Source organism: Leptospira wolbachii serovar Codice str. CDC, assembly GCF_000332515.2.
GTDB classification, from domain to species: domain Bacteria; phylum Spirochaetota; class Leptospiria; order Leptospirales; family Leptospiraceae; genus Leptospira_A; species Leptospira_A wolbachii.
Genome location: NZ_AOGZ02000001.1, coordinates 40,141 through 59,587, shown reverse-complemented (window position 1 = coordinate 59,587; position 19,447 = coordinate 40,141). Strand labels below are relative to the sequence as shown.

The 19,447-nt window shown below is 39.6% G+C and carries 20 protein-coding genes; 17 read left to right on the top strand and 3 right to left on the bottom strand.

The annotated features are described in order from the left end of the window. Positions 1–19: 19 nt before the first annotated feature. From acpP to LEP1GSC195_RS00265, 6 genes are read left to right on the top strand one after another with little or no spacing between them, the layout of a single operon-like run. Complete coding sequence (gene acpP, locus LEP1GSC195_RS00290; protein WP_015679709.1) at positions 20–253, top strand: acyl carrier protein; 234 nt, start codon at positions 20–22, stop codon at positions 251–253. Between the two features lie 53 nt (positions 254–306). Next, positions 307–1,035, top strand: a complete 729-nt coding sequence (gene rnc / locus LEP1GSC195_RS00285) for a ribonuclease III (protein ID WP_015679727.1) — start codon at positions 307–309, stop codon at positions 1,033–1,035. Continuing rightward, positions 1,032–1,496 carry an NUDIX domain-containing protein gene (locus LEP1GSC195_RS00280; protein ID WP_015679631.1) on the top strand — a complete coding sequence of 155 codons (465 nt, stop codon included), beginning with the start codon at positions 1,032–1,034 and terminating at the stop codon, positions 1,494–1,496. Before rnc ends, LEP1GSC195_RS00280 begins: the two co-directional genes overlap by 4 nt. After that, complete coding sequence (gene aroB / locus LEP1GSC195_RS00275; protein ID WP_015679572.1) at positions 1,493–2,584, top strand: 3-dehydroquinate synthase; 1,092 nt, start codon at positions 1,493–1,495, stop codon at positions 2,582–2,584. Before LEP1GSC195_RS00280 ends, aroB begins: the two co-directional genes overlap by 4 nt. Position 2,585: 1 nt before the next feature. Continuing rightward, positions 2,586–3,482 (top strand): mechanosensitive ion channel family protein, encoded by an 897-nt coding sequence (locus tag LEP1GSC195_RS00270; RefSeq protein WP_015679657.1) that lies wholly within the window; start codon positions 2,586–2,588, stop codon positions 3,480–3,482. After that, positions 3,457–4,197 (top strand): toxin-antitoxin system YwqK family antitoxin, encoded by a 741-nt coding sequence (locus LEP1GSC195_RS00265; protein ID WP_015679732.1) that lies wholly within the window; start codon positions 3,457–3,459, stop codon positions 4,195–4,197. The genes LEP1GSC195_RS00270 and LEP1GSC195_RS00265 overlap by 26 nt, the downstream gene beginning before the upstream one ends. A 34-nt stretch (positions 4,198–4,231) precedes the next feature. Here LEP1GSC195_RS00265 and LEP1GSC195_RS00260 read toward each other — a convergent pair whose 3' ends face one another. Together LEP1GSC195_RS00260 and LEP1GSC195_RS00255 are read right to left on the bottom strand one after the other, a co-directional pair. After that, positions 4,232–5,251: an LIC_10230 family protein gene (locus LEP1GSC195_RS00260; protein WP_015679517.1), complete on the bottom strand. Its 1,020-nt coding sequence runs from the start codon at positions 5,249–5,251 to the stop codon at positions 4,232–4,234. A gap of 5 nt (positions 5,252–5,256) precedes the next feature. Beyond that, entirely contained in the window at positions 5,257–6,243 is a 987-nt protein-coding gene (locus LEP1GSC195_RS00255; RefSeq protein WP_015679609.1) for a hypothetical protein, read from the bottom strand. A 60-nt stretch (positions 6,244–6,303) separates the two neighbouring features. Here LEP1GSC195_RS00255 and LEP1GSC195_RS00250 point away from each other — a divergent pair, with 60 nt between their 5' ends. The 11 genes from LEP1GSC195_RS00250 to LEP1GSC195_RS00200 all read left to right on the top strand — a co-directional run bounded on the left by LEP1GSC195_RS00250 (position 6,304) and on the right by LEP1GSC195_RS00200 (position 18,278). Next, positions 6,304–7,656 carry an ABC transporter permease gene (locus tag LEP1GSC195_RS00250; protein ID WP_040506146.1) on the top strand — a complete coding sequence of 451 codons (1,353 nt, stop codon included), beginning with the start codon at positions 6,304–6,306 and terminating at the stop codon, positions 7,654–7,656. Further along, complete coding sequence (locus LEP1GSC195_RS00245; protein ID WP_015679716.1) at positions 7,649–8,344, top strand: ABC transporter ATP-binding protein; 696 nt, start codon at positions 7,649–7,651, stop codon at positions 8,342–8,344. The genes LEP1GSC195_RS00250 and LEP1GSC195_RS00245 overlap by 8 nt, the downstream gene beginning before the upstream one ends. Position 8,345: 1 nt before the next feature. Next, positions 8,346–9,125, top strand: coding sequence for an ATP--guanido phosphotransferase (locus tag LEP1GSC195_RS00240; RefSeq protein ID WP_015679696.1), 780 nt, complete (start codon positions 8,346–8,348; stop codon positions 9,123–9,125). Between the two features lie 60 nt (positions 9,126–9,185). Next, positions 9,186–11,738, top strand: coding sequence for an ATP-dependent Clp protease ATP-binding subunit (locus LEP1GSC195_RS00235; RefSeq protein WP_015679618.1), 2,553 nt, complete (start codon positions 9,186–9,188; stop codon positions 11,736–11,738). A 26-nt stretch (positions 11,739–11,764) separates the two neighbouring features. Continuing rightward, positions 11,765–12,199: a hypothetical protein gene (locus LEP1GSC195_RS00230; protein WP_002978155.1), complete on the top strand. Its 435-nt coding sequence runs from the start codon at positions 11,765–11,767 to the stop codon at positions 12,197–12,199. Beyond that, complete coding sequence (locus LEP1GSC195_RS00225; RefSeq protein ID WP_015679533.1) at positions 12,196–12,975, top strand: tetratricopeptide repeat protein; 780 nt, start codon at positions 12,196–12,198, stop codon at positions 12,973–12,975. The genes LEP1GSC195_RS00230 and LEP1GSC195_RS00225 overlap by 4 nt, the downstream gene beginning before the upstream one ends. Beyond that, positions 12,972–14,261, top strand: a complete 1,290-nt coding sequence (gene mtaB, locus LEP1GSC195_RS00220; protein ID WP_084597379.1) for a tRNA (N(6)-L-threonylcarbamoyladenosine(37)-C(2))-methylthiotransferase MtaB — start codon at positions 12,972–12,974, stop codon at positions 14,259–14,261. Before LEP1GSC195_RS00225 ends, mtaB begins: the two co-directional genes overlap by 4 nt. Positions 14,262–14,316: 55 nt before the next feature. Further along, entirely contained in the window at positions 14,317–15,087 is a 771-nt protein-coding gene (locus tag LEP1GSC195_RS00215) for an efflux RND transporter periplasmic adaptor subunit (protein ID WP_040506145.1), read from the top strand. Continuing rightward, the gene (locus LEP1GSC195_RS00210; protein WP_015679680.1) at positions 15,087–16,340 is read left to right on the top strand and encodes an ABC transporter permease; all 1,254 of its coding nucleotides are present in this window, start codon (positions 15,087–15,089) and stop codon (positions 16,338–16,340) included. The genes LEP1GSC195_RS00215 and LEP1GSC195_RS00210 overlap by 1 nt, the downstream gene beginning before the upstream one ends. Continuing rightward, positions 16,341–17,009: an ABC transporter ATP-binding protein gene (locus LEP1GSC195_RS00205; protein WP_015679512.1), complete on the top strand. Its 669-nt coding sequence runs from the start codon at positions 16,341–16,343 to the stop codon at positions 17,007–17,009. A gap of 96 nt (positions 17,010–17,105) precedes the next feature. Then, positions 17,106–18,278, top strand: coding sequence for a trans-sulfuration enzyme family protein (locus LEP1GSC195_RS00200; protein ID WP_015679638.1), 1,173 nt, complete (start codon positions 17,106–17,108; stop codon positions 18,276–18,278). Here the strand turns inward: LEP1GSC195_RS00200 and LEP1GSC195_RS00195 are convergent. Continuing rightward, positions 18,238–19,410: a multiheme c-type cytochrome gene (locus LEP1GSC195_RS00195; RefSeq protein WP_015679599.1), complete on the bottom strand. Its 1,173-nt coding sequence runs from the start codon at positions 19,408–19,410 to the stop codon at positions 18,238–18,240. The two genes, LEP1GSC195_RS00200 and LEP1GSC195_RS00195, sit on opposite strands and share 41 nt — an antisense overlap. Positions 19,411–19,447 lie beyond the last annotated feature (37 nt).

Sequence of the window (19,447 nt, the reverse complement as noted above, 5' to 3'; positions counted from 1 at the left end):
GTGGCCTGGAGGATATAAAATGGCAGATTTCGAAAAAATTAAGTCAATCATCGTAGAACAACTTGGTGTTGATGAATCAGAAGTTACACCTGAAGCTCACTTCATCAATGATCTTGGTGCTGACTCTCTTGATACAGTTGAACTAGTTATGACTCTTGAAGAAGAGTTTGGTGTGGAGATTTCTGATGAAGACGCAGAAAAAATCCAAACCGTAGGCGATGTAATTAAATTCATCGATAAACTTAAGGGGTAATTCCCAATCCAAAAACCGGGTTCCTTGAATAGAGGAACCCGGATCTTTGTACCTTGCCGAACTCGATTCGTATCAAACTTCCCCCCGAAAGAATTTCCTCTCTCAAAGAACTTCAATCCCTTACAAAAACACAGTTTAAGGATATTTCTCTTCTCCACCTAGCATTTGTTCACAGGTCATTCGCAAACGAAGACTCAGATCGTTATCTTTCTGATAATGAACGTTTAGAGTTTTTAGGAGACTCCGTTCTTGGTATCCTTGCGGCCGAATTTTTATACCAATCCCTTCCGAAAGGAAAAGAAGGAAAACTGGCCAAACTAAAAAGCAAAATGGTGTCGGCCCCGGCGATTGCGAAACTCGCTAGATCCTACAGATTCCCTGAATTTTTACTTCTAGGCAGAGGGGAGAGAGAAAAGGGGGAATCCAATACCAATCTCCAAGCAGATAGCTTTGAGGCCTTTCTGGGGGCACTGTATCTTGACCAAGGCCTTGCGAGTTGCCGTAAATTCCTTACTCCCCATTTCCAGGTGATGGAGAAGGGTGTGGATGATGCAGAAGAGACAAAAGATTATAAAACCATTTTACAGGAATTTTGCCAAAAGAAATGGAAAAAAATACCTGAATATTCCGTTATGAAAGAAGAGGGTCCTGACCACGACAAAGAGTTCCTTGTCTCTGTTCTTTGCGAAAATCACTTCCAAACCAGTGGGGATGGAAAGAACAAACGTCGGGCAGAACAGATGGCAGCTAAGGCAGCTCTCCGCTTTTTAAAAATACTATGATAGACTTTTTATTAAAATCCAAATCGATGCGGGTTCGAGTGGCAGCCCTCATCCAAGATCCTAAAGGAAAAATTTTGCTTGTACAGCAGCAGAAAAAACAATCGGGGTATTGGTTACTTCCGGGTGGAGGGATTGAATTTGGGGAGACGGGAGAGGAAGCTCTCAAACGAGAACTGAACGAAGAGTTGTCTCTGGAGGTAAGCCAGATGGATTTTTTATTTTTAAATGAATCCATTGATCCAGATAAAAAACGCCACTTGATCCAAATTGTTTTTTTAACCAAGGTAAAAGATTTGTTACCTACCTTAAATCCAAAAGAAAAAGCGATTTCTGGATTTGGTTATTTTACGACAAAAGAAATTTTATCTATGGACATTCGTCCGGACATTAAACATTACTTCCGGGCCAAAAGCACAAATAAACCTAGATATATTTCCAGCCCATGGGTGAATGAACCATGAAGTTGTCAGAACGTGAAATTATTGGACAAGGGTTTCGTTACCCAATCGAATTACACGAAGACTTCCAAGGCCTATCTGAGAAATTAAATTCGCTTCCCAAAGTTTCCAAGGTCTATGTCCTCACAAGCCGTGAAATTGCAGGAATCTACGAAAAATATATTACAAAAGAACTAAGTTCCCTGAACGTTCCTTTTTCCTTCATTTATTTAAAACCTGGAGAAAAGAACAAACACATTGATCGAGTAAAGAAGGTCTACAACCAACTCATTGAAACAGATGCAGATAGAAAGGCGGTTGTTATCGCTTTTGGTGGGGGGGTTGTTGGAGACTTCGCTGGTTTCATTGCTGCCACCTACCAGAGAGGTGTACGGTTTGTCCAGGTGCCTACAACACTCCTTGCTTGTGTTGACTCCTCTGTAGGAGGAAAGGTCGCAGTCAATGTGGATTCTGGTAAAAATATGGTGGGAGCTTTTTACCAACCAGAGTTTGTATTTGCACCTCTCTTTACTCTTTCGACTTTACCAGAAAAGGAATGGAGTTGTGGTCTTGCGGAAATTGCAAAACACGCATTTCTCGATGGAGGGGATTTTTTAGATAAAATATCTAAATCAAAACGTTCCGATTTTTCAGCAAACTCGCCAATTCTTCGTTATGCGATTGAAGAGTCAGTCCGAGTGAAGTCCGGAATTGTTTCGCAGGACGAAAAAGAAACGGGCCTACGTGCCGTTTTGAATTTGGGACATACCACAGGGCATGCCATTGAATCCTTAACCCAATATAAAAAATACTCTCATGGAGAAGCAGTTGCTGTTGGTCTTGTGACAGCCTTACTGTTGTCACGTGAGCTTGTCGGTTTTTCAGAATCAAATTTTCAAAGAGCAATTACGCTTATGAAACAATTGGAACTTCCGACACGTTTAGAAGAGAAACCAGATGAAATTCTGAAACACATGGAACATGATAAAAAAAAGGAAGGGACTTCCTTAAAATTTGTTTTATTGGAAGACTTCGGAAAACCAAAATTTGGTGTTTCTGTCGAACGAAAGAACATCTTTGAAATTTTAAAACGTCAAAAAGGGAAACTATAGAATGGGTGGAGGAAGCCTAAAAGAATTCTATTTGGATTTGAATCCATTAACCCTGCTACGAAGTTCCGGTCGTGATGTTGCAGAAACTATGATCCTATTTGGATACATGGTGGTTTTTGCTATTTTCTCCTATAAAATCACAATGCTTCTTGTCGAGAGAATCAAACCAGCACCGGATGCCGTTCACGAATACAATCGTAGAAAAGTGGCTCGTATGGGTTTCCTCTTAGTTTTTGGCATTGCCTACCTTCCTATTATTTTTTCTAGTTTATCACTACTGCCTACGGTCCTTGGTCTTGCCGGTGCGGGGATTGTCATTTCGCTGAAAGAAGTTTGGCTGAATATGGTAGGTTGGTTTATGATTATGGGAGGGAATGGTTTTAAGGTTGGTGACCGAATCGAGATCGACAACATCAAAGGAGATGTTGTGAATATCGGTTTTTTTAAATTCACTCTACTGGAAATTGCGTCAGATCCTAGATTTGAACAATCCACCAACAGACTCATTCATTTCCCCAATTATAATGTAGTTTTACATCGTTTTTTTATTGTTTCGGAAACCATGGATTTTGTGTGGGATGAGTTTCGCGTATATTTGCATTTGCATTCCAACTGGGAAAAAGCTGAAAAAATTTGTTCTCAAATTCTGAATGAAGAATTAGTATTAGCACCGGAACTAGTGGAATCAAAAATTCGCGAGATGTCAAAAAATTACCTAGTGAGGCTTGGTAAAACCACTCCCATTGTATATACTTCCTTAGAACCGGAAGGAACGATCTTAATGTGTTTGCGATATTTAACGCCTATTAGGTCAAAGCGTCTTAATCGAATCCTTATCTCCAAAGAAATTCTTACAAAGTTCAAAAATGAAAATGACATCCACATCTACTCCCATTAAAGATAATTCCATTTGGATCTTTGTATCCTTACTTCTTTTTGTTTTGTTAACCGGCGTAATTTTGGGTCCGTGTAAAGGTGGGACAACAAAACATAACTCAATTCCAAAAGAAGCGGTATACAATAAAAAAACAAACTACTATAGTTTAACTAGTGAAGGCATCTATAGGGAGTGGTATGAAAATGGAAATTTAATCACAGAGTTTCCAGTAAATGCACTCGGTCAGCCAGATGGATACAGCAAAAAATTAAACTATCTTACCGGAATTACTATCATGGAAGGAAAATTTTTAAACGGAGATCGGGATGGTCTTTGGAAATTTTATTTTTCTGATGGAAAGATTTATATTGAACAAAACTACAAATCGGGGAATCGGAAAAAACAACTGTGGATCCAAACTGCTGAACTTGGAAATGAAACGGGATCATTTCATAGATACTTCCGAAGTGGTAGGCTAAACGAAAAAGGTTTCTTTGATGGTGGGCTCCGCACTGGGGACTGGGTGCGTTATTATCCAGATACTAGAGTGGAAGAGAAAGGTAGTTACGAAAACGATAAAAAAGTTGGTGAATGGTTTTATTATTATCCCACTGGTGCGAAAGAAGCCTCCGAAGTTTACTCCGATGACGGAGAGTTGATTGCAAGATCAACCTATTACCCGAATGGGAGTGTATGGTGTTTGGTGCGGAAAGGGAAGGAACCAGAGTGCCACTAGGGTTAGGGCACTCTTTCAAATTATAACTGAATTATTAGAATTCGGTGGCTTTACCGAAGAGTCCCAAATGGTTTTGGATTAAGTCGATATTAAACAGTAAAAGACTAAACAAAAACGTTACAAAAAGTACAATCAAAATGGTGCTAAACACCGCCCAGAAACTATTTCTTAAAAAACGAAATTGTAGATAAGCAAAACTAACGGCCAGGTTCTTCCAATTGTTACTGTTTGGCTCTCCACCTACTTTTTTGTAATTAAAGATATAAAACAGAGATAAAAGCCCAAGTAAAAAGAAGATAAAGTAACTAAACTCAGTTACGTAGTGTTTTTGTAAGAGAAAGAGAGGAATGTAAATCAAATTTCCTATCAAAATTCCAATAAGGATGATAATGGCCACATGAAAGACAGGCGCAAAGATGGATCCCGTTTTTGTATTACTGGGTGATCTCCCTTCTTCTTCTAGGGAAGAGGAAAACTGTAGGGATTGAAATCCTTCTGCTAATTCTTTATTTTTTAAAATCAAACGGTAAGAAATTATAGTGATCACATAAGTGAAAACTAAAAATACAAAATAGAAGTAGGATAATACTTCCTTTTGTAGCATTAGATTGAGTTGAAAAAAAACTTTTGGTGCCAATACAAGAAAAGAAACAGGATAAAAAACGTGCGCTAAGGATTTATGAAACCAAACTCGAAAAGCATAAGAAACAGCCGTAGAAAAGGTTAACAATAAATAAAATAGAGAAAGCCCAAGCAGTAACTTTTGTCCCACTAAAACGCGTTTGATATTGTCCTTGGTTTCTTCTTGTTCTGTATCGACTGGAAGTTCTCTGGATTCCAACTCTACTAAAAAAGATTCTAAGTAAGAAATTCGGTTCAAAACTCCATTTTCAGAAATTACTTTTGGTTTCATTGATTCCATAGCGGATTCTGAAGTCTCTGCTGCGATATAGTCTGGGAATTGAACTGTGTAATCGACAAAGAGGGAGTGGATGATTACGATAGCAATGAATATAGGTGTAATGATAGGGAGTTGTTTTTTCAATTTTTCCATAGAGATTATAAGATCACAAAAATAGTCATCATACCAATAGCAAGGACTACTAACATAATGATGTAAGGCCATAAATGAAAACTTTCATCCGCAGAAAGAGTCGGATTCTGTTTCGCTTTTGAGACTGCTACTGTAGGTGAAGCAACCGAATTCATGATATTGGCAGCACCTTGTTGGCTGTCAGTGGTTTTGATTTTTACAGAGTTTTCTTCTTCAATGATTTTACCATAGACTTGTTCATTGATTTTGATGACAACTTCCGAAAAATTCTTGTTATTCGAGATGTTCACAATTTTAGCTGGGATTTGTTTGATCGCTCCCGACTCTTCTTTCAATTCTAAGGAATTGATGATAGAATCTGTTACTGCGTCTCCTGGAACCAAACGGATGTACACATTGTCACCTGCTTTCAGTTCTACGAGTGGCGTTCCATTTACGGGTGAGAGTTGGAATTTGAATTGAACAATTTGTTTGTCCGCAGGAACTAAAAATCCAGAGGCTTGAGGAACTGGTGTTACCGGAGGAGCTTCTTTTTTTGCAATTTCTTCTTCATCAACCGTTGTTTTGGAAATATCGTTAGGATCGATTAGTTCAAAATGGATTTCTACTTTGGGTTCGGTGTTCCCAGAAGTCCTTTTGTGTATTTCGCTAAAAACGAAGTCCAAACGATCCGTTAGGTTGTGGTCCATGTAGTGGAGGATTTCTTCCAAAAAACTTTCCGAGCCAAATTTGGTTTTGATAAGCTCCTGGAGGGACTTAGTAATGTTTTTTTGCTGTTCCCCTTTGTAGATGACCCTCTGCATTCGGTTGTAAAAGTCCTGAAATGTGGACCGAACAGGTAAAAGGGACAGCGGGCTTGTACATGAAACTCCCTCAAACTTCACCGATTTGGTTTCAACCGGGTCAATGACTGCAGCAATCATGGTATAAACCATATTGGCTTCGTCTCGAAGGTTTACTTTGACAGAATAATAGTTTGGTGTCTCAGGCATAAGGTTCTTTTTTGACAGTATCCATCTTTAGAAGAAAGCTGTCAAAAAGATTAGGTCATCATGGGAATCGTCTCTTTAATCACAATCCGTTACATCCGAGGGTCCAGAGTTCTGGGTTTCCTCTCTATCAAATCCAGGCTGTCGTTCATTGTTATGGCGGTCGGAGTAGGGCTCCTAGTAGTAGTCCTCTCCATTTTCAACGGATTCCAAAAACAAGTAAAGGAATCACTCTGGCAAGGGGGGCCTCATATCACTATTGAGAACTCTTATGGCTCCGGCGCCATTTATGATTACGAAAAGGTCATCCAACACCTCAAGGCCGACCCGAAACTCGCCGAGTCCTTCGTTTCTGTAGAAGGGAACATCACAAGTCACGGTCTCATCCAAAGTAATAACAACTTCAATCCAATCATGATTCGCGCAGTCCCCGTGGACTCCGTAGAAAAATTGGTGGAGAATGGACTTCCGAACTTTCCTCGGATTTTACAATACGATCGAGACGAAATCCAATCCATCAATACGAAGAAACTCGTAGTTGTGGGAAAAGAAATGAGTGCCATTTACGGATACGGCCTTGGTCGTGAGATCACAATGGCAGTTCCTGGAGGAAGGTTTACTGTCGAACGTGGGGTGCAAGTAAATGTCCAAACCTTTCGTTTGGTTGGACTTTTTAAAACGGGATATTATAACTACGATTCTAAGTTTGTGTTTTTGTCTCTTCCGCAAGCCCAAGAGTTTTTTAAAATGCAAGGTGCTGTGAACCAAGTAGCAATTAAGGTTCGTTCCCTGGATGATTTAAAACTTACTAAACATAGAATCTTATCTCGGTTAAACGAAGACAATTGGAATCAAAAAATTCAGGATGAAACTTCTTGGTCCGTGCGAACCATTGCAGAAGAACAAGAAAATTTTTTGGCAGCACTAAGATTGGAAAAAACAATCATCTCCATTATTGTTTTTCTTTTTATCGTTCTTGCTGCCCTTGGGATGGTGGCCACTGTGCACTCTCTTATCCGTGCTAAACGTAGATCCATCGGAACATTAAAAGCTCTGGGTCTTGCATCCAATGATATCCTACTTATCTTTACATTGAATGCCATGATTGTGGGAATCTTATCATCGCTTGTGGGTGGGATGACGGGAATCTTTATCGCAACAAAATTAGAAGTGATCATCAATATCATTTCTGAGATTATCAATGGGATTGGTGGTTTACTCAATCCAGGTGATTGGGATCCTGTGGAGCTTGTTCCAAAAGATATTTATTATTTTGATCATATTCCTGTAGATATTGATATATCCTTTATCTTTATGGTGACAACGGCTGCAACCATCCTCTCTGGACTTGCTGGTTATTTCCCGGCACGTATGGCAGCGAATCTAAACCCAGTGGATACAATAAGAAATGACTGATATGAATGTAAAACCGACTGTTTCTGTTCGCAAATTAGAAAAATACTACCAGGTTGTAGACAAAAAGTACCATATCATTTCAGGTCTGGATTTTGAAGTGATGCCTGGAGAGATTGTTTCTGTGGAAGGAGCCTCTGGTGTTGGTAAGTCCACTCTCCTCAATATTCTTGGCGCTATGGATTCGTTTGACGACGGTGAGGTGGAAGTTTGCGGGGTTTCCTTAAAGAACCTGAACGAAAAACAAAGAGAAACTTTCCGTGCTGAAAAAATTTCTTTTATCTTCCAACAACATCTTTTATTACCAGACTTTACGGCATTGGAAAATGTGATGATGCCTCTTCTCATTGCAAGGATGAATCCGAGCATCGCTAAAGTCCAAGCTACAGAGATTTTAAAAAAAGTAGGCCTTGGGGAAAGGACTGGAAGTTTCCCTTCCCAACTTTCTGGTGGAGAGAGTGCGAGAGTCGGCGTGGCTCGGGCCCTTGTGGGAAGAAGACAACTGATTTTGGCCGATGAACCCACAGGAAACTTGGACCGAGACAACTCTCGTCATTTGATGGATCTTATCAAAGAACTCCAAAATGAATTTAAGTTTTCTTTGATTCTTGTGACTCATGACTTGGAGCTTGCTTCCATGGCTCATAAACGAAACAGGATTGTATCGGGACAACTAACCCCAGTTACTTGATATGCGATTTTGTCGTTTTTGCGGAGCCAAAGAAATTCAGTTTCGTAAAAGCGGCAAGTTCGGCTGTGTCCATTGTGCTCAAATTTTTAACTATCCCAAACCAAACCGCAGAATAAAAATTCCCGAAAACCAAATCCAAACTTTAGAAAGTTTTATAAAAGAGAATTTATCGTCTCTGACTCTTTTTTCACTGCGAACCCGCATCACAAGAAATCTAAAATCGAGTTTGTTTCCTTTTTATGATCCATTGTTAGATAAATCCAAACAATTGTTAGTTGAAAGTGGATTCGGCTCCCAATTGTATTTGGATACAAATTTGCCTTCTTTGCATTTAGAGGAGAATCCAGAACCTAGGATGGGTTTTTATTTGGGATCGGAGGACCATATCCGTTGGGAAGAAATCTCCTTCCATCCATATCCAAATCGAAACCAAACCTTAGTCCAGAAAAAGGAAAAGATTTCTATCTTTCGGTTTTTGTTCCAAAAATCCCATTGGGCAGAGCTTCCAGAGATTGGATTTGTCTCTTCTTGTCCTACGAATTTAGGGGCTGGAAGGAGGGATTCGATCCTGCTCGGACTCACGCCAGAGGTCGTTTCTGAGTTTTTTTCAATTTTACAAACATTGTCTGAATTTGGTATAGAATTTGCTCCATCCACCGATTATAGAATTAGGAACATCGGAAAAGACCGAGTTCTTGTCGTAAAAATCTCGTGGAAGAACGTTTTGGCAGTTCAAAAACGTCAGTTTTACAAAATTCTTGGTTTACTAGGCTCCTATTAAACCGGTACGGTCATGATGGGAACAAGGACGTTCGTCTAATTAATAAAGGCAGGGTGCGGCATGTTGGAATTCACAAAAAGAGCAAAAAGAGTCATCAACGAAATCGCCCAAGATGAGGCTAAACGTTTGGGTTCCGATTTTATCGGTCCTGAACACATTCTACTTGGGCTTCTCCGGGAGGAGGACTCTGTCGCGATTAAGATTCTTACGAATCTAAACATCAATTTAAACGAACTCCGTAAAGAAGTCGAAAAGAGAACTCGTGAGGGTTCCGGTGCCTTGTTGCTTGATGTGAGCCAAGGACAAGACAAATACCAAAAGATGATCGAAGTTTCTAAAGAGGAAGCAAAACGCCTCAAACACAACTATGTGGGAACGGAACACATTCTTTTGGCACTACTTCGCGATAACAATAATATCGCCGGTGGATCGTTATCCTCTTTCAGCGTAAATTATAACGTCATTAAATCAGAGATTTTACGACTTCTAGGAGCGCCACCTTCGGGTGCGGTAGGTGGTGGGGCAACCGGGACACAATCGGGTACCCAAGGCCAAACGCAAACAGCGGCTCCAAGACAAGAAAAAAGTAAAACTCCTATTTTGGATGAGTTTGCACGGGACCTAACACAACTGGCTCGTGAGAAAAAATTGGATCCAGTGATTGGTCGTTCCAAAGAAATCGAACGGGTCATCCAAATCCTTTCACGTAAAACAAAAAATAACCCAGTTCTTGTGGGAGAGTCCGGTGTTGGTAAAACGGCCATTGTAGAAGGACTTGCGCAAGCAGTGATTGAAAAGTTGGTTCCTGATCTACCTTTCGACAAACGAGTGTTATCTTTGGATTTGGCAAGCCTGATTGCAGGTACTAAATACCGTGGTGAATTTGAAGAACGATTGAAAAAAATCATGAAAGAAATCGTCACTTCCCAAAACATCATCATCTTTATTGATGAGTTACACACTCTCATTGGTGCCGGTGCCGCAGAAGGAGCAGTGGATGCAGCAAACATTCTCAAACCAGCCCTAGCAAGGGGCGAGCTACAATGTATTGGTGCTACCACAAATAATGAATACCGTAAATACATAGAAAAAGATTCTGCCTTGGAAAGAAGATTCCAAATGGTGAAGGTTCTTGAACCTTCCGTGGATGATGCGGTTCTGATCTTAGATGGTTTGAAAAAAGCTTACGAAGCTCACCATAAGGTTCGTTATACGGAAAAAGCAATCGAACAAGCGGTAAAATTATCTCACCGTTATATCAACGATCGTTTTTTACCAGACAAAGCCATTGATATCATAGATGAAGCGGGAGCGAAAGCGCGCCTTGCGAATTGCCAACGTCCTAACGAAATCAAGGAAATTGAAGAAGAGATCAAAGGTCTTTCTGTTAAAAAAGAAGATTTAGTTCGAAGCCAAGAGTATGAAAAAGCAGCAGCGGTTCGTGATGAAGTGAATCGTAAAAAAGGCCTTCTGGATGAAAAAACCAAACAGTGGCAAGAACGAATGGAAGGGTATGCTGTTTCGATTGAAGAAGAAGATATTCTATCCGTTGTTAGCCTCTGGACAGGAATTCCTTTGAAAAAAATGGAAGAGTCCGAGAATACAAAACTTCTCAATTTGGAAGAAGACATCAAAACTCGCATCGTGGGTCAAACCGACGCTATTGAAAAAGTAGCTCGTGCTGTCAGACGTTCTCGCACTGGACTCAAAAGTGAAAAACGTCCTACAGGATCGTTTATTTTCCTTGGGCCAACGGGTGTCGGAAAAACGGAACTAGCAAAAGCGCTCGCAGAACAACTCTTTGGTTCGGAAGACAATATGCTTCGAATCGATATGTCCGAATACATGGAACCTCATGCAGTCTCAAGACTAATTGGAGCACCTCCAGGTTACGTAGGATATGATGATGGTGGCCAACTTACAGAATTTGTAAGAAGAAAACCGTATAGTTTGGTTCTTCTTGATGAGATCGAAAAAGCTCACCATGATCTTTTTAATATCCTACTTCAAATTATGGAAGAAGGGAATTTAACAGATACTAAAGGTAGAAAAGTAAATTTCCGAGATACGATCATCATCATGACGTCGAACATCGCTGCGAAAGAAATTTCTAAAGGTGGTCGATTGGGTTTTGAGGATTTTGCAGACGAAAGAGAAACTTACAAAGCAGAACAAGCTAGGGAACAATTGAAAAAACATTTCAATCCAGAGTTCCTCAACCGTGTAGATGAAGTTGTTTACTTTGCTCCTCTCAAAAAAGAAGAGATCGTAAACATTGTAGACATCATGTTGAAAGACTTTAACAAACGTTTGACTGAAAAGAAAGTGCTAGTGGATCTTTCTTTTGCTGCAAAAGAACATTTTGCTACCATTGGATACGACCAAAACTATGGAGCTCGTCCTCTCAGAAGAGTTTTCCAAAGAGAATTGGAAGACTATATGGCAGTGCAATCGTTGAAAGGTGTCTATGATAACCCAACTAAGATCCTAGTAGATTTGGCCGAGGGGAAACTCGTGTATACAGAAACTCCTTGGACTGAATACAAGGAAGCTCCGAAAAAAGACGGTGGTTCTTCTCCTAGTGCTGAGGAAAAAGATTTGGCTCTCGTTTAGAGAGTCTTTCGGACAGGCGAACGGAAATGGCTATCCTCATTCCCCTCGTCTTTCTGTTTTCTTATTTTTTTATTCGCAAAGTATGGTTCCAACTCCGGAAAATCCGCACCGTTGGAACCATCGAACGGATCGAACTGGGTTACATTCGGCCCAATCTTATCCTCCCAGAAGTCAAAGTTTTTTATAAATATTACTTTCAGTCGGGTCTCTATTTTGGCTCTGGTTATCTCAATCTGTCCGATTTTCTTACCAATCAGGAATTTCATGTCCATTTAGGACCAGGTGAAAATCCCATTTTGTATACGGAAGATTCAGAGATCATCACGGAAGAACATATCGAACATTACTTGCTTTCCAAGGGGGGCAGCGTTTTCCTATACCTGGACCCCATCGAACCCTACCATTCTAGGATAGATTCGGTCAATTTGAACTCCATTACAGTTCCCTCGGATCTTTTATGAAACATTTTATTCAGATTGCTGCTGTTACTTGTCTTCTCGTAACTTCCCTTTATTCTCAAGAAAAAGAACAAGTTGGTTCTGCTTACTTTCAAGCTGTTGATGAATACAAGGTAAAAAATTATAACAAGTCCATTGAGCTTGTAAAAAGCCTACTCACAGATGGTAAGTCTTCCTATGAATTTTATGCCTTACTTGCATATAACTATGACAAGTTGAATGATTTCGAAAATTCCTATAAAAATATTTTGGAAGCGAGAAAACGTAAACCCGATGATGAAGATCTTTTGCAAGGTAGCCTTGCCATTTTGACTCGGCATAAAAAATGGAAACCCGCCATTGAACTGGCAGAAAAAACCATTCCTTTATACCCACAAAATCCAGAAGTTAGATATTTTTATGCTTTGGCTCTTTCAGAAAAAGGTGCTTCTAAAACAGCATTGTCTCAAATTGAAAAAGCAAAGGCAGGTAGTCCAAGCGACTTTCGGATGTTGGAATTAGAAGGCAAAATTTATTATAACTTAAAGAATTATGACAAAGCAGATGTTAGTTTACGATGGGCATCTTCTTTGAACCAAAATTCTGCGGAAATTTGGAATAACTTAGCCCTCGTTCAAGAGTCCTTATACAAATCGAACAAAAAATTGGGTAAAAAAAATCAAGCAAACACTTATTTAACGGAAGCTAAGGAATGTATTCAGAAAGCTTCTGATTTGAATGGGGAAAGTATTACAATTAAAGAAAATTCTAAACGGATTGCTGCCTTCACATCCCTGTGAAAATTAAGTTTCATACACTTGGCTGTCGGTTGAACTTTTTTGAAACCGATGGTATGTACTCTGTGCTGAGAGACAAAGGTTTTTCTCTTGCCCAAGCGGAAGAAGAGGCTCAATACATCGTTGTCAACACTTGCACCGTTACTAATAAAGCGGATGTAAAGAACAGAAATATCATTCGTAACGCCATTCGCACAAATCCCGGTGCAAAAGTCTATGTGACCGGCTGTTATGCGGAAACTGACAAAGAAATCTTACAAAATATACCTGGCGTTTTTGGTGTTTTTGGGAATACGGAAAAAAGTTCCCTTCCATATAAAATATTAGAAGATTGGGAAGGAAAAGAAACTTATCCCCATAAAGCCCTTGACCGTTTTTCTTATTCGGATGTGCTTCCGGAAGGTCATACCCGTGCGTATTTAAAAATTCAAGATGGTTGTAATAGGAAATGTTCCTATTGTAAAATTCCTGCAGCAAGGGGCCTTGGGGTCAGTAGAAATTACAATGACGTTTTAGACCAAGTTAGATACTTACAAGACAATGGTGTTGGTGAAATCCAGCTAACGGGCGTTAATTTGGGCTGGTACCGGTTAGAAAATGGGGAGAAGGGTTTTTTAAATCTATTGGAAGGTATTCTAAAAATTTTAGAATACTCTAGAATTCGTCTGTCTTCCATTGAACCACCCGATGTGGGCCCCGGCCTACTTGATCTAATGAAACATTCCAGGTTTTGTAAATTTTTGCATATACCCATTCAAAGTGGCAGCCGTAAAGTTTTAAAAGATATGCGAAGGACTTATCATCCAGATGCCTTCCGCACAAGGATAGAACTTGCAAAAGAAAAACTTCCCAACTTATTCCTCGGAACCGATGTAATCGTTGGATTCCCTTCTGAAACAGAGATAGAGTTTCAGGAAACAAAACAATTGTTAGTGGAGCTTGGGTTTGCAAAACTGCATGTATTCCCGTATTCGGTTCGGAAAGGTACAACTGCTGAATCTTTTGGGGATCCTATTCCGGGTGATGAAAAAAAACGCAGAGTGCTTGATTTGATGTCACTTAGTTCTGCGCTTCATACTAAATACGCAGAGTCAGTGATTGGAAAAACTTATGAAGCCATTCTTGAAAGTGATGGAAGGTTTGTGACTGACAATTATCTGAAAGGCAGGTTGGCTGATTCTTTCCGATTTGATACCCTACAAACAGGTCAATTTGTAGATGTTAGGTGTCTGGATTACAAGCCCGCCAAAGATAGAGAAGGTGAGTTTGTTTTTGGATTGTCTCTTTAGATTTCCTTAGAAAAAGAATTTCCAAAAACACTTGATTGATTACGATTAGGTCATCATGGATCGTAAAAAGCTATATATTCTTGGTTTTATTATTGTAATGGTTCTAATCATTACGTCCTTTTGGTTCCTCCGAAATTCCCAATCCAACCGATTAGGAGTCGAAAGAGGTTCGTTAGTGGAAGCCGTTTATGCTTTGGGAACGGTAAAACCTGTAGATAGTTTTAGTTTAAAATTTGGAATTGCTGCTTCAGTCCGTGAGATCTTTGTAGAAGAAGGGCAGGCTGTCACAAAAGGCCAACCTCTCCTTGTGAATGATTCAGGAATTACCTTTCGCTCTCCTTTCAACGGAACCTTAACCAAGTTAAATGTTGCCAAAAATGAAACGGCTATGCCTGGGCTTCCGCTTTTGGAAATTCAAAATTTAAAAGAAGTTTATATCTCGGTATCTCTCGATCAAGAATCCGCTTTACGAGTCAAATCAGGGCAACAAGCCCAACTTAGTTTTGAATCCATTCGAGGAAATGTCTATAAGGGAAAGGTGGAAAGGATCTATCCATCAAATGGTCAGTTTTTAGTTCGAATCGAACCAGATGAACTTCCGCAAGGGATTTTACCTGATATGACAACAGACGTTGCCATCGAAGTGTCTTCTAAGGAAAATGTCATCTTAGTTCCGTTAGTTGCAGTTGATCGTGGGAAACTAACTCGGTTTCGGAATGGAAAACGCGATAAAATTGAAATTCGGATCGGAGCTATCAATTCAGAATATGGGGAACTCATCCAAGGAGATTTGAAAGAAGGCGACGAAGTATTGGTAAAAAATTAATGTTGTTTCTTGCCATTAGACAGATCCTTTCTAGGCCACAACAATCTATCCTTACACTCATTGGAATTGTACTTGGGACCGCTGGATATATTGTCTTTTCAGGAATTATGTTGGGGTTCCAGGCAGTCATTACCGACCAATTGGTGAATTCCGATGGGCAAATCAAAATTTCTCCCAAAGATGAACTTATTACGGAACGAACATTCGAAGATGTTTTTTTTCAAGGTAAAACAGTTCGTTGGTTGTCTCCCCCATCAGGAAGGACTGACAATTCTCGATTAACAAATGTTCTTGGGTGGATGGACAAACTATCTAACGATCATAGGGTTCTTTCCTTTGCTCCCCAACTAACCAAGGAAGTTATTTTTGTAAATGGAAAAGCAACCGCACCGGCAAGGTTTGTAGGCGTTGACCCCAATATCCAACCTAAGGTTACTAATTTAGGTGATTATATTATCGAGGGAAAAATTTCAGATTTATCCAGAGGAACTTCTCTTGCTATTATGGGTGAGGGTGTGCTTAATAAACTTGGTGCGAAAATTGGTGATACCATTTCTGTCTACATCCCAGGAACTGATTTAATTCCTTTGAAAGTGGTTGGAATTCTGAGTACAGGCAACCGCCTTGTTGATGAAGTCACGGTTTATTCGTCATTATCCACGGTTCAAAGTATTACGAAATCCAGTGGCGAAATTTCGCAAATCATTGTTAAAATTAAAGACATTCGAGAAGCTGCAAAAATTGCAGAAGATTGGCGATACTTTAGCAAAGATAAGGTGGAAAGTTGGGATGAAGTAAACGCAAGTATTCTTCAAGTTTTTAGAACTCAGGATATAGTGCGAAATTCAACAACGTTTACGATTATTCTCGTGGTTGCTTTTGGAATTTATAATATTTTGAATATGGTTGTGAACCAAAAGAAAAAGGAAGTAGCCATCCTTCGTTCGATTGGGTTCGACGAAAAGGACACAATCCAGCTGTTTATTTTCCAAGGATTATTTTTGGGAACCTTGGGTGCGGTGATTGGAATTTTAGTCGGGATCCTCGGATGTTATTATATCGATGGAATTCCTATTGGGGACCCCAAACAAAATTCAAAAGCACTAATGAAAACCATGATGATTTCTTGGGACTGGATGATTTACGTGAAAGGATTTTCGATTGCAGTACTTAGTGCATCGATCGCCAGTTATATTCCGGCACGGATGGCAAGTCGGCTTTCTCCTGTTGATATCATTCGAGGGGCAACGTAAATGTTAGGAATCGAAGCCAATCATATTTTTAAATCTTTTGGTGAACCACCGCAAGATGTGATCAAGGATGTTTCTTTGGAGATTGCAGTAGGTGATTTTGTTGCCCTTACGGGTAAGTCAGGATCTGGTAAATCTACTTTACTGTATATTGTTAGTGGTTTAGACAATCCAACTAGTGGTGATGTCAAATTGAATGGACAGTCGCTCGTTGGTATGGGAAGTGAGGAGATTCATCGTTTAAGAAATTTATCTATTGGTTTTGTTTTCCAATTTCACTACTTACTTCCTGAACTTACAGGGCTTGAAAACATTACTATGCCTGCCAGAAAAACTGGCTCTCAAAAAGCAATTGAAGAGTATGCTCTCCATTTGATGGAAAGTTTTTCAGTTTTACATTGTAAGGATAAGTTTCCAAGTCAGATGTCTGGTGGAGAAGGCCAAAGGGTTGCCATCGCAAGGGCTCTCGTTCAAAAACCAAAGTTTCTCTTTGCCGATGAACCAACTGGAAACTTAGATACAGCTAATGGTGATAAGGTGATGGAAATATTCAAACGAATCAATCAAGTAGATGGCACTACCATTCTATTTGTTACGCATGACCCTGATTATGCGGGCCTTGCAAGTCGCCGTGTCCACATGATCGACGGTAAAATTGCAGAAATTTCTTGAAAATTCTGTTATATTAGTTTAAATTCGATTCTATAGCAGATTTTTTCCAAAAAAATTAATGAATTCGAACGTTCATCGCCAACCTTGGTAGAAGATATGTTTGAACACTTTGAAACTGATGCCATCCGCATCCAAACCAAACGAACCGGGGAAAAGGAACATTCTACCCCTCTTTTTTTAACATCCAGTTTTGTTTTTGATGATGCGGAACATGCAAGGGCTCTCTTTGCAGAGGAAGTTACCGGTAACCAATACACAAGGTTTTCCAATCCCAATACGACGGAACTTATCGATAAACTATGTTCTTTGGAACATACTGAGGATGGAATTGCAACGGCATCTGGAATGTCGGCAGTTTTTACATCTGTGTTTGGCCTTATCAAATCGGGAGATCATATTGTATCAGCAAGGGCCATTTTTGGGTCCACTCATCAGATTTTTGCAAACATTCTCCCTCGTTTTGGAGTAACCACAACGTATGTTGATATCAACAAACCAGAGTTATGGGAAACTGCTTTCCAAGAGAATACGAAATTGGTATATATTGAAACACCTTCCAACCCAAGTCTTGATATTGTAGACTTAGCTTGGGTATCAGCACTCTGTAAAAAGAAAAATGCGATCCTTATTGTGGATAATTGTTTTTGTTCACCTTACATTCAGAGACCAGCTGATTTTGGCGCTGACGTTGTGATTCACTCTGCAACTAAATACTTGGATGGCCAAGGACGGGTCATAGCCGGAGTCATTTTAGGAAAAAAAGAATTTATCCAACCCATTCGTTATATGGCCCGTAATACAGGGCCAGCTTTATCTCCTATGAATGCATGGATTATTTCAAAAAGTTTAGAAACACTTGCTGTGCGGATGGATAGACATTCTGAGAACGCCTTAAAGTTGGCTGAATTTTTAGAACAATCACCAGATGTGGAACTTGTTCGGTATCCTTTTTTACCGAAAGATCCAGGTTATGCGATCGCTAAAAAACAAATGAAATTGGGTGGTGGTATTGTTTCCTTTGTCATTAAAGGGGGAGTAGACAGAGCAAGAAAATTTTTAGATTCTTTGAAATGGTTTTCTCTTACTGCCAATTTAGGTGATACAAGAACCACTGTAACTCATCCCACTTCAACAACACATTCTAAATTATCAGAAGCAGAGAGACTTGCAGTAGGAATTTTGCCTGGGCTTATTCGTGTATCTGTTGGGTTAGAACATATTGATGACATCATTGCGGAAGTGAAACAGGCACTTTCAAACTCAAAGTAAAGAGCATATAACGAGAGTTCCTTTTTTCAATGAGGGACTCTTGTAATAATTTTTTTGTTGGTTTGGAAAGTGCATCTCCTTTCTTCGCTAATTGTTCTTCAAAACTTCGGATGTACTGTTCATCTGGGTCTACTTCAATCTTCCACAAAAATTCTTGGATCGTATTTTCTTTTGGTTCATAATCGAATCGCACAAGATGTGATTCTTGAGGTTTGATCCTCGTATCTAAATACTCTTCTGTCAGATCCGTATTTACGATCCTTCCCACGACTGATTCTTCAAGGAGAATGGGTGTTAATTTGTCTTTGAGAATCGCATAAAAACGTAGGTAGATTTTGGGAACAATATAAGTGGGAAACTTGTGACCAACTCCCATAGATTTAAGCTCAGCTTGGATTTTGTAGTTACCATTTTTTTCTGTAATCGTCCAGGTAGGCAGTAATGAATTTTTGACAAATGTTTTATCATGGATTCCCTTCCAAGAATGTTCCCTATCTGGCATATGGCAGTTTTGGCATTGAATCCCTTGTTTTGCAAAAGGACTTTTTTCCCATTCAGAATAAACTTCCATTAGTCTTTTACCAGCCAGTTTAACTCCGTCTTTTTTACTTTCATGACAAGACTTACAAAATTCGGAAGATTCAAATTCCTTTTTCACAATATATCCGTTATGTGGAAGATTGTTAGTGGGATGTTCATTTGCCGGTTGAACTCTAGATGGTGGCCCAAATCGAATTTGATTTCGGATATGGCAAGAAGCGCAGAGGATGGAAGGATTTGAGATTCCCTTTGGAAAGTTGTGGGATTTTGAATTCAGAATTTCCGATGTTTGGAATTCCACGGCAAGTTCTGATTTTGTTTCTGCTAAAGGTGAATGGCATTGGAAACAAGACCTGTACTCTTCAGAAGTTAAAATTTCCTTCTGCCATAAAAAACCTTTGCTGATCGATTTTGCATGAAAACTCTTTTCCCAATTTTGGAACTGATCTTTATGGCAAGTTCCACAAGCATTCGGATCCAAGTTTTTTTCTAGATCAGAGAAATTCACAGGGGGCAAACCTTGTTCTGCGATAGGATGTTTCCAATGAGATTCTAAAAAATTTGAATCCAAACAACTTACGAACATGATCATGAAGAGAAATATGCTCGTAAGTCGAATTGTTGGGAAT

Coding starts and splice junctions, on each gene's coding strand:
- LEP1GSC195_RS00270 (WP_015679657.1), top strand. CDS start 2,586: ATGGGTGGAGGAAGCCTAAAAGAATTCTATTTGGATTTGAATCCATTA.
- LEP1GSC195_RS00195 (WP_015679599.1), bottom strand. CDS start 19,410: ATGATCATGTTCGTAAGTTGTTTGGATTCAAATTTTTTAGAATCTCAT.
- LEP1GSC195_RS00240 (WP_015679696.1), top strand. CDS start 8,346: ATGCGATTTTGTCGTTTTTGCGGAGCCAAAGAAATTCAGTTTCGTAAA.
- LEP1GSC195_RS00280 (WP_015679631.1), top strand. CDS start 1,032: ATGATAGACTTTTTATTAAAATCCAAATCGATGCGGGTTCGAGTGGCA.
- LEP1GSC195_RS00215 (WP_040506145.1), top strand. CDS start 14,317: ATGGATCGTAAAAAGCTATATATTCTTGGTTTTATTATTGTAATGGTT.
- LEP1GSC195_RS00265 (WP_015679732.1), top strand. CDS start 3,457: ATGACATCCACATCTACTCCCATTAAAGATAATTCCATTTGGATCTTT.
- LEP1GSC195_RS00205 (WP_015679512.1), top strand. CDS start 16,341: ATGTTAGGAATCGAAGCCAATCATATTTTTAAATCTTTTGGTGAACCA.
- LEP1GSC195_RS00235 (WP_015679618.1), top strand. CDS start 9,186: ATGTTGGAATTCACAAAAAGAGCAAAAAGAGTCATCAACGAAATCGCC.
- aroB (WP_015679572.1), top strand. CDS start 1,493: ATGAAGTTGTCAGAACGTGAAATTATTGGACAAGGGTTTCGTTACCCA.
- LEP1GSC195_RS00230 (WP_002978155.1), top strand. CDS start 11,765: ATGGCTATCCTCATTCCCCTCGTCTTTCTGTTTTCTTATTTTTTTATT.
- acpP (WP_015679709.1), top strand. CDS start 20: ATGGCAGATTTCGAAAAAATTAAGTCAATCATCGTAGAACAACTTGGT.
- LEP1GSC195_RS00255 (WP_015679609.1), bottom strand. CDS start 6,243: ATGCCTGAGACACCAAACTATTATTCTGTCAAAGTAAACCTTCGAGAC.
- LEP1GSC195_RS00210 (WP_015679680.1), top strand. CDS start 15,087: ATGTTGTTTCTTGCCATTAGACAGATCCTTTCTAGGCCACAACAATCT.
- LEP1GSC195_RS00225 (WP_015679533.1), top strand. CDS start 12,196: ATGAAACATTTTATTCAGATTGCTGCTGTTACTTGTCTTCTCGTAACT.
- LEP1GSC195_RS00245 (WP_015679716.1), top strand. CDS start 7,649: ATGACTGATATGAATGTAAAACCGACTGTTTCTGTTCGCAAATTAGAA.
- LEP1GSC195_RS00250 (WP_040506146.1), top strand. CDS start 6,304: ATGGGAATCGTCTCTTTAATCACAATCCGTTACATCCGAGGGTCCAGA.
- LEP1GSC195_RS00200 (WP_015679638.1), top strand. CDS start 17,106: ATGTTTGAACACTTTGAAACTGATGCCATCCGCATCCAAACCAAACGA.
- LEP1GSC195_RS00260 (WP_015679517.1), bottom strand. CDS start 5,251: ATGGAAAAATTGAAAAAACAACTCCCTATCATTACACCTATATTCATT.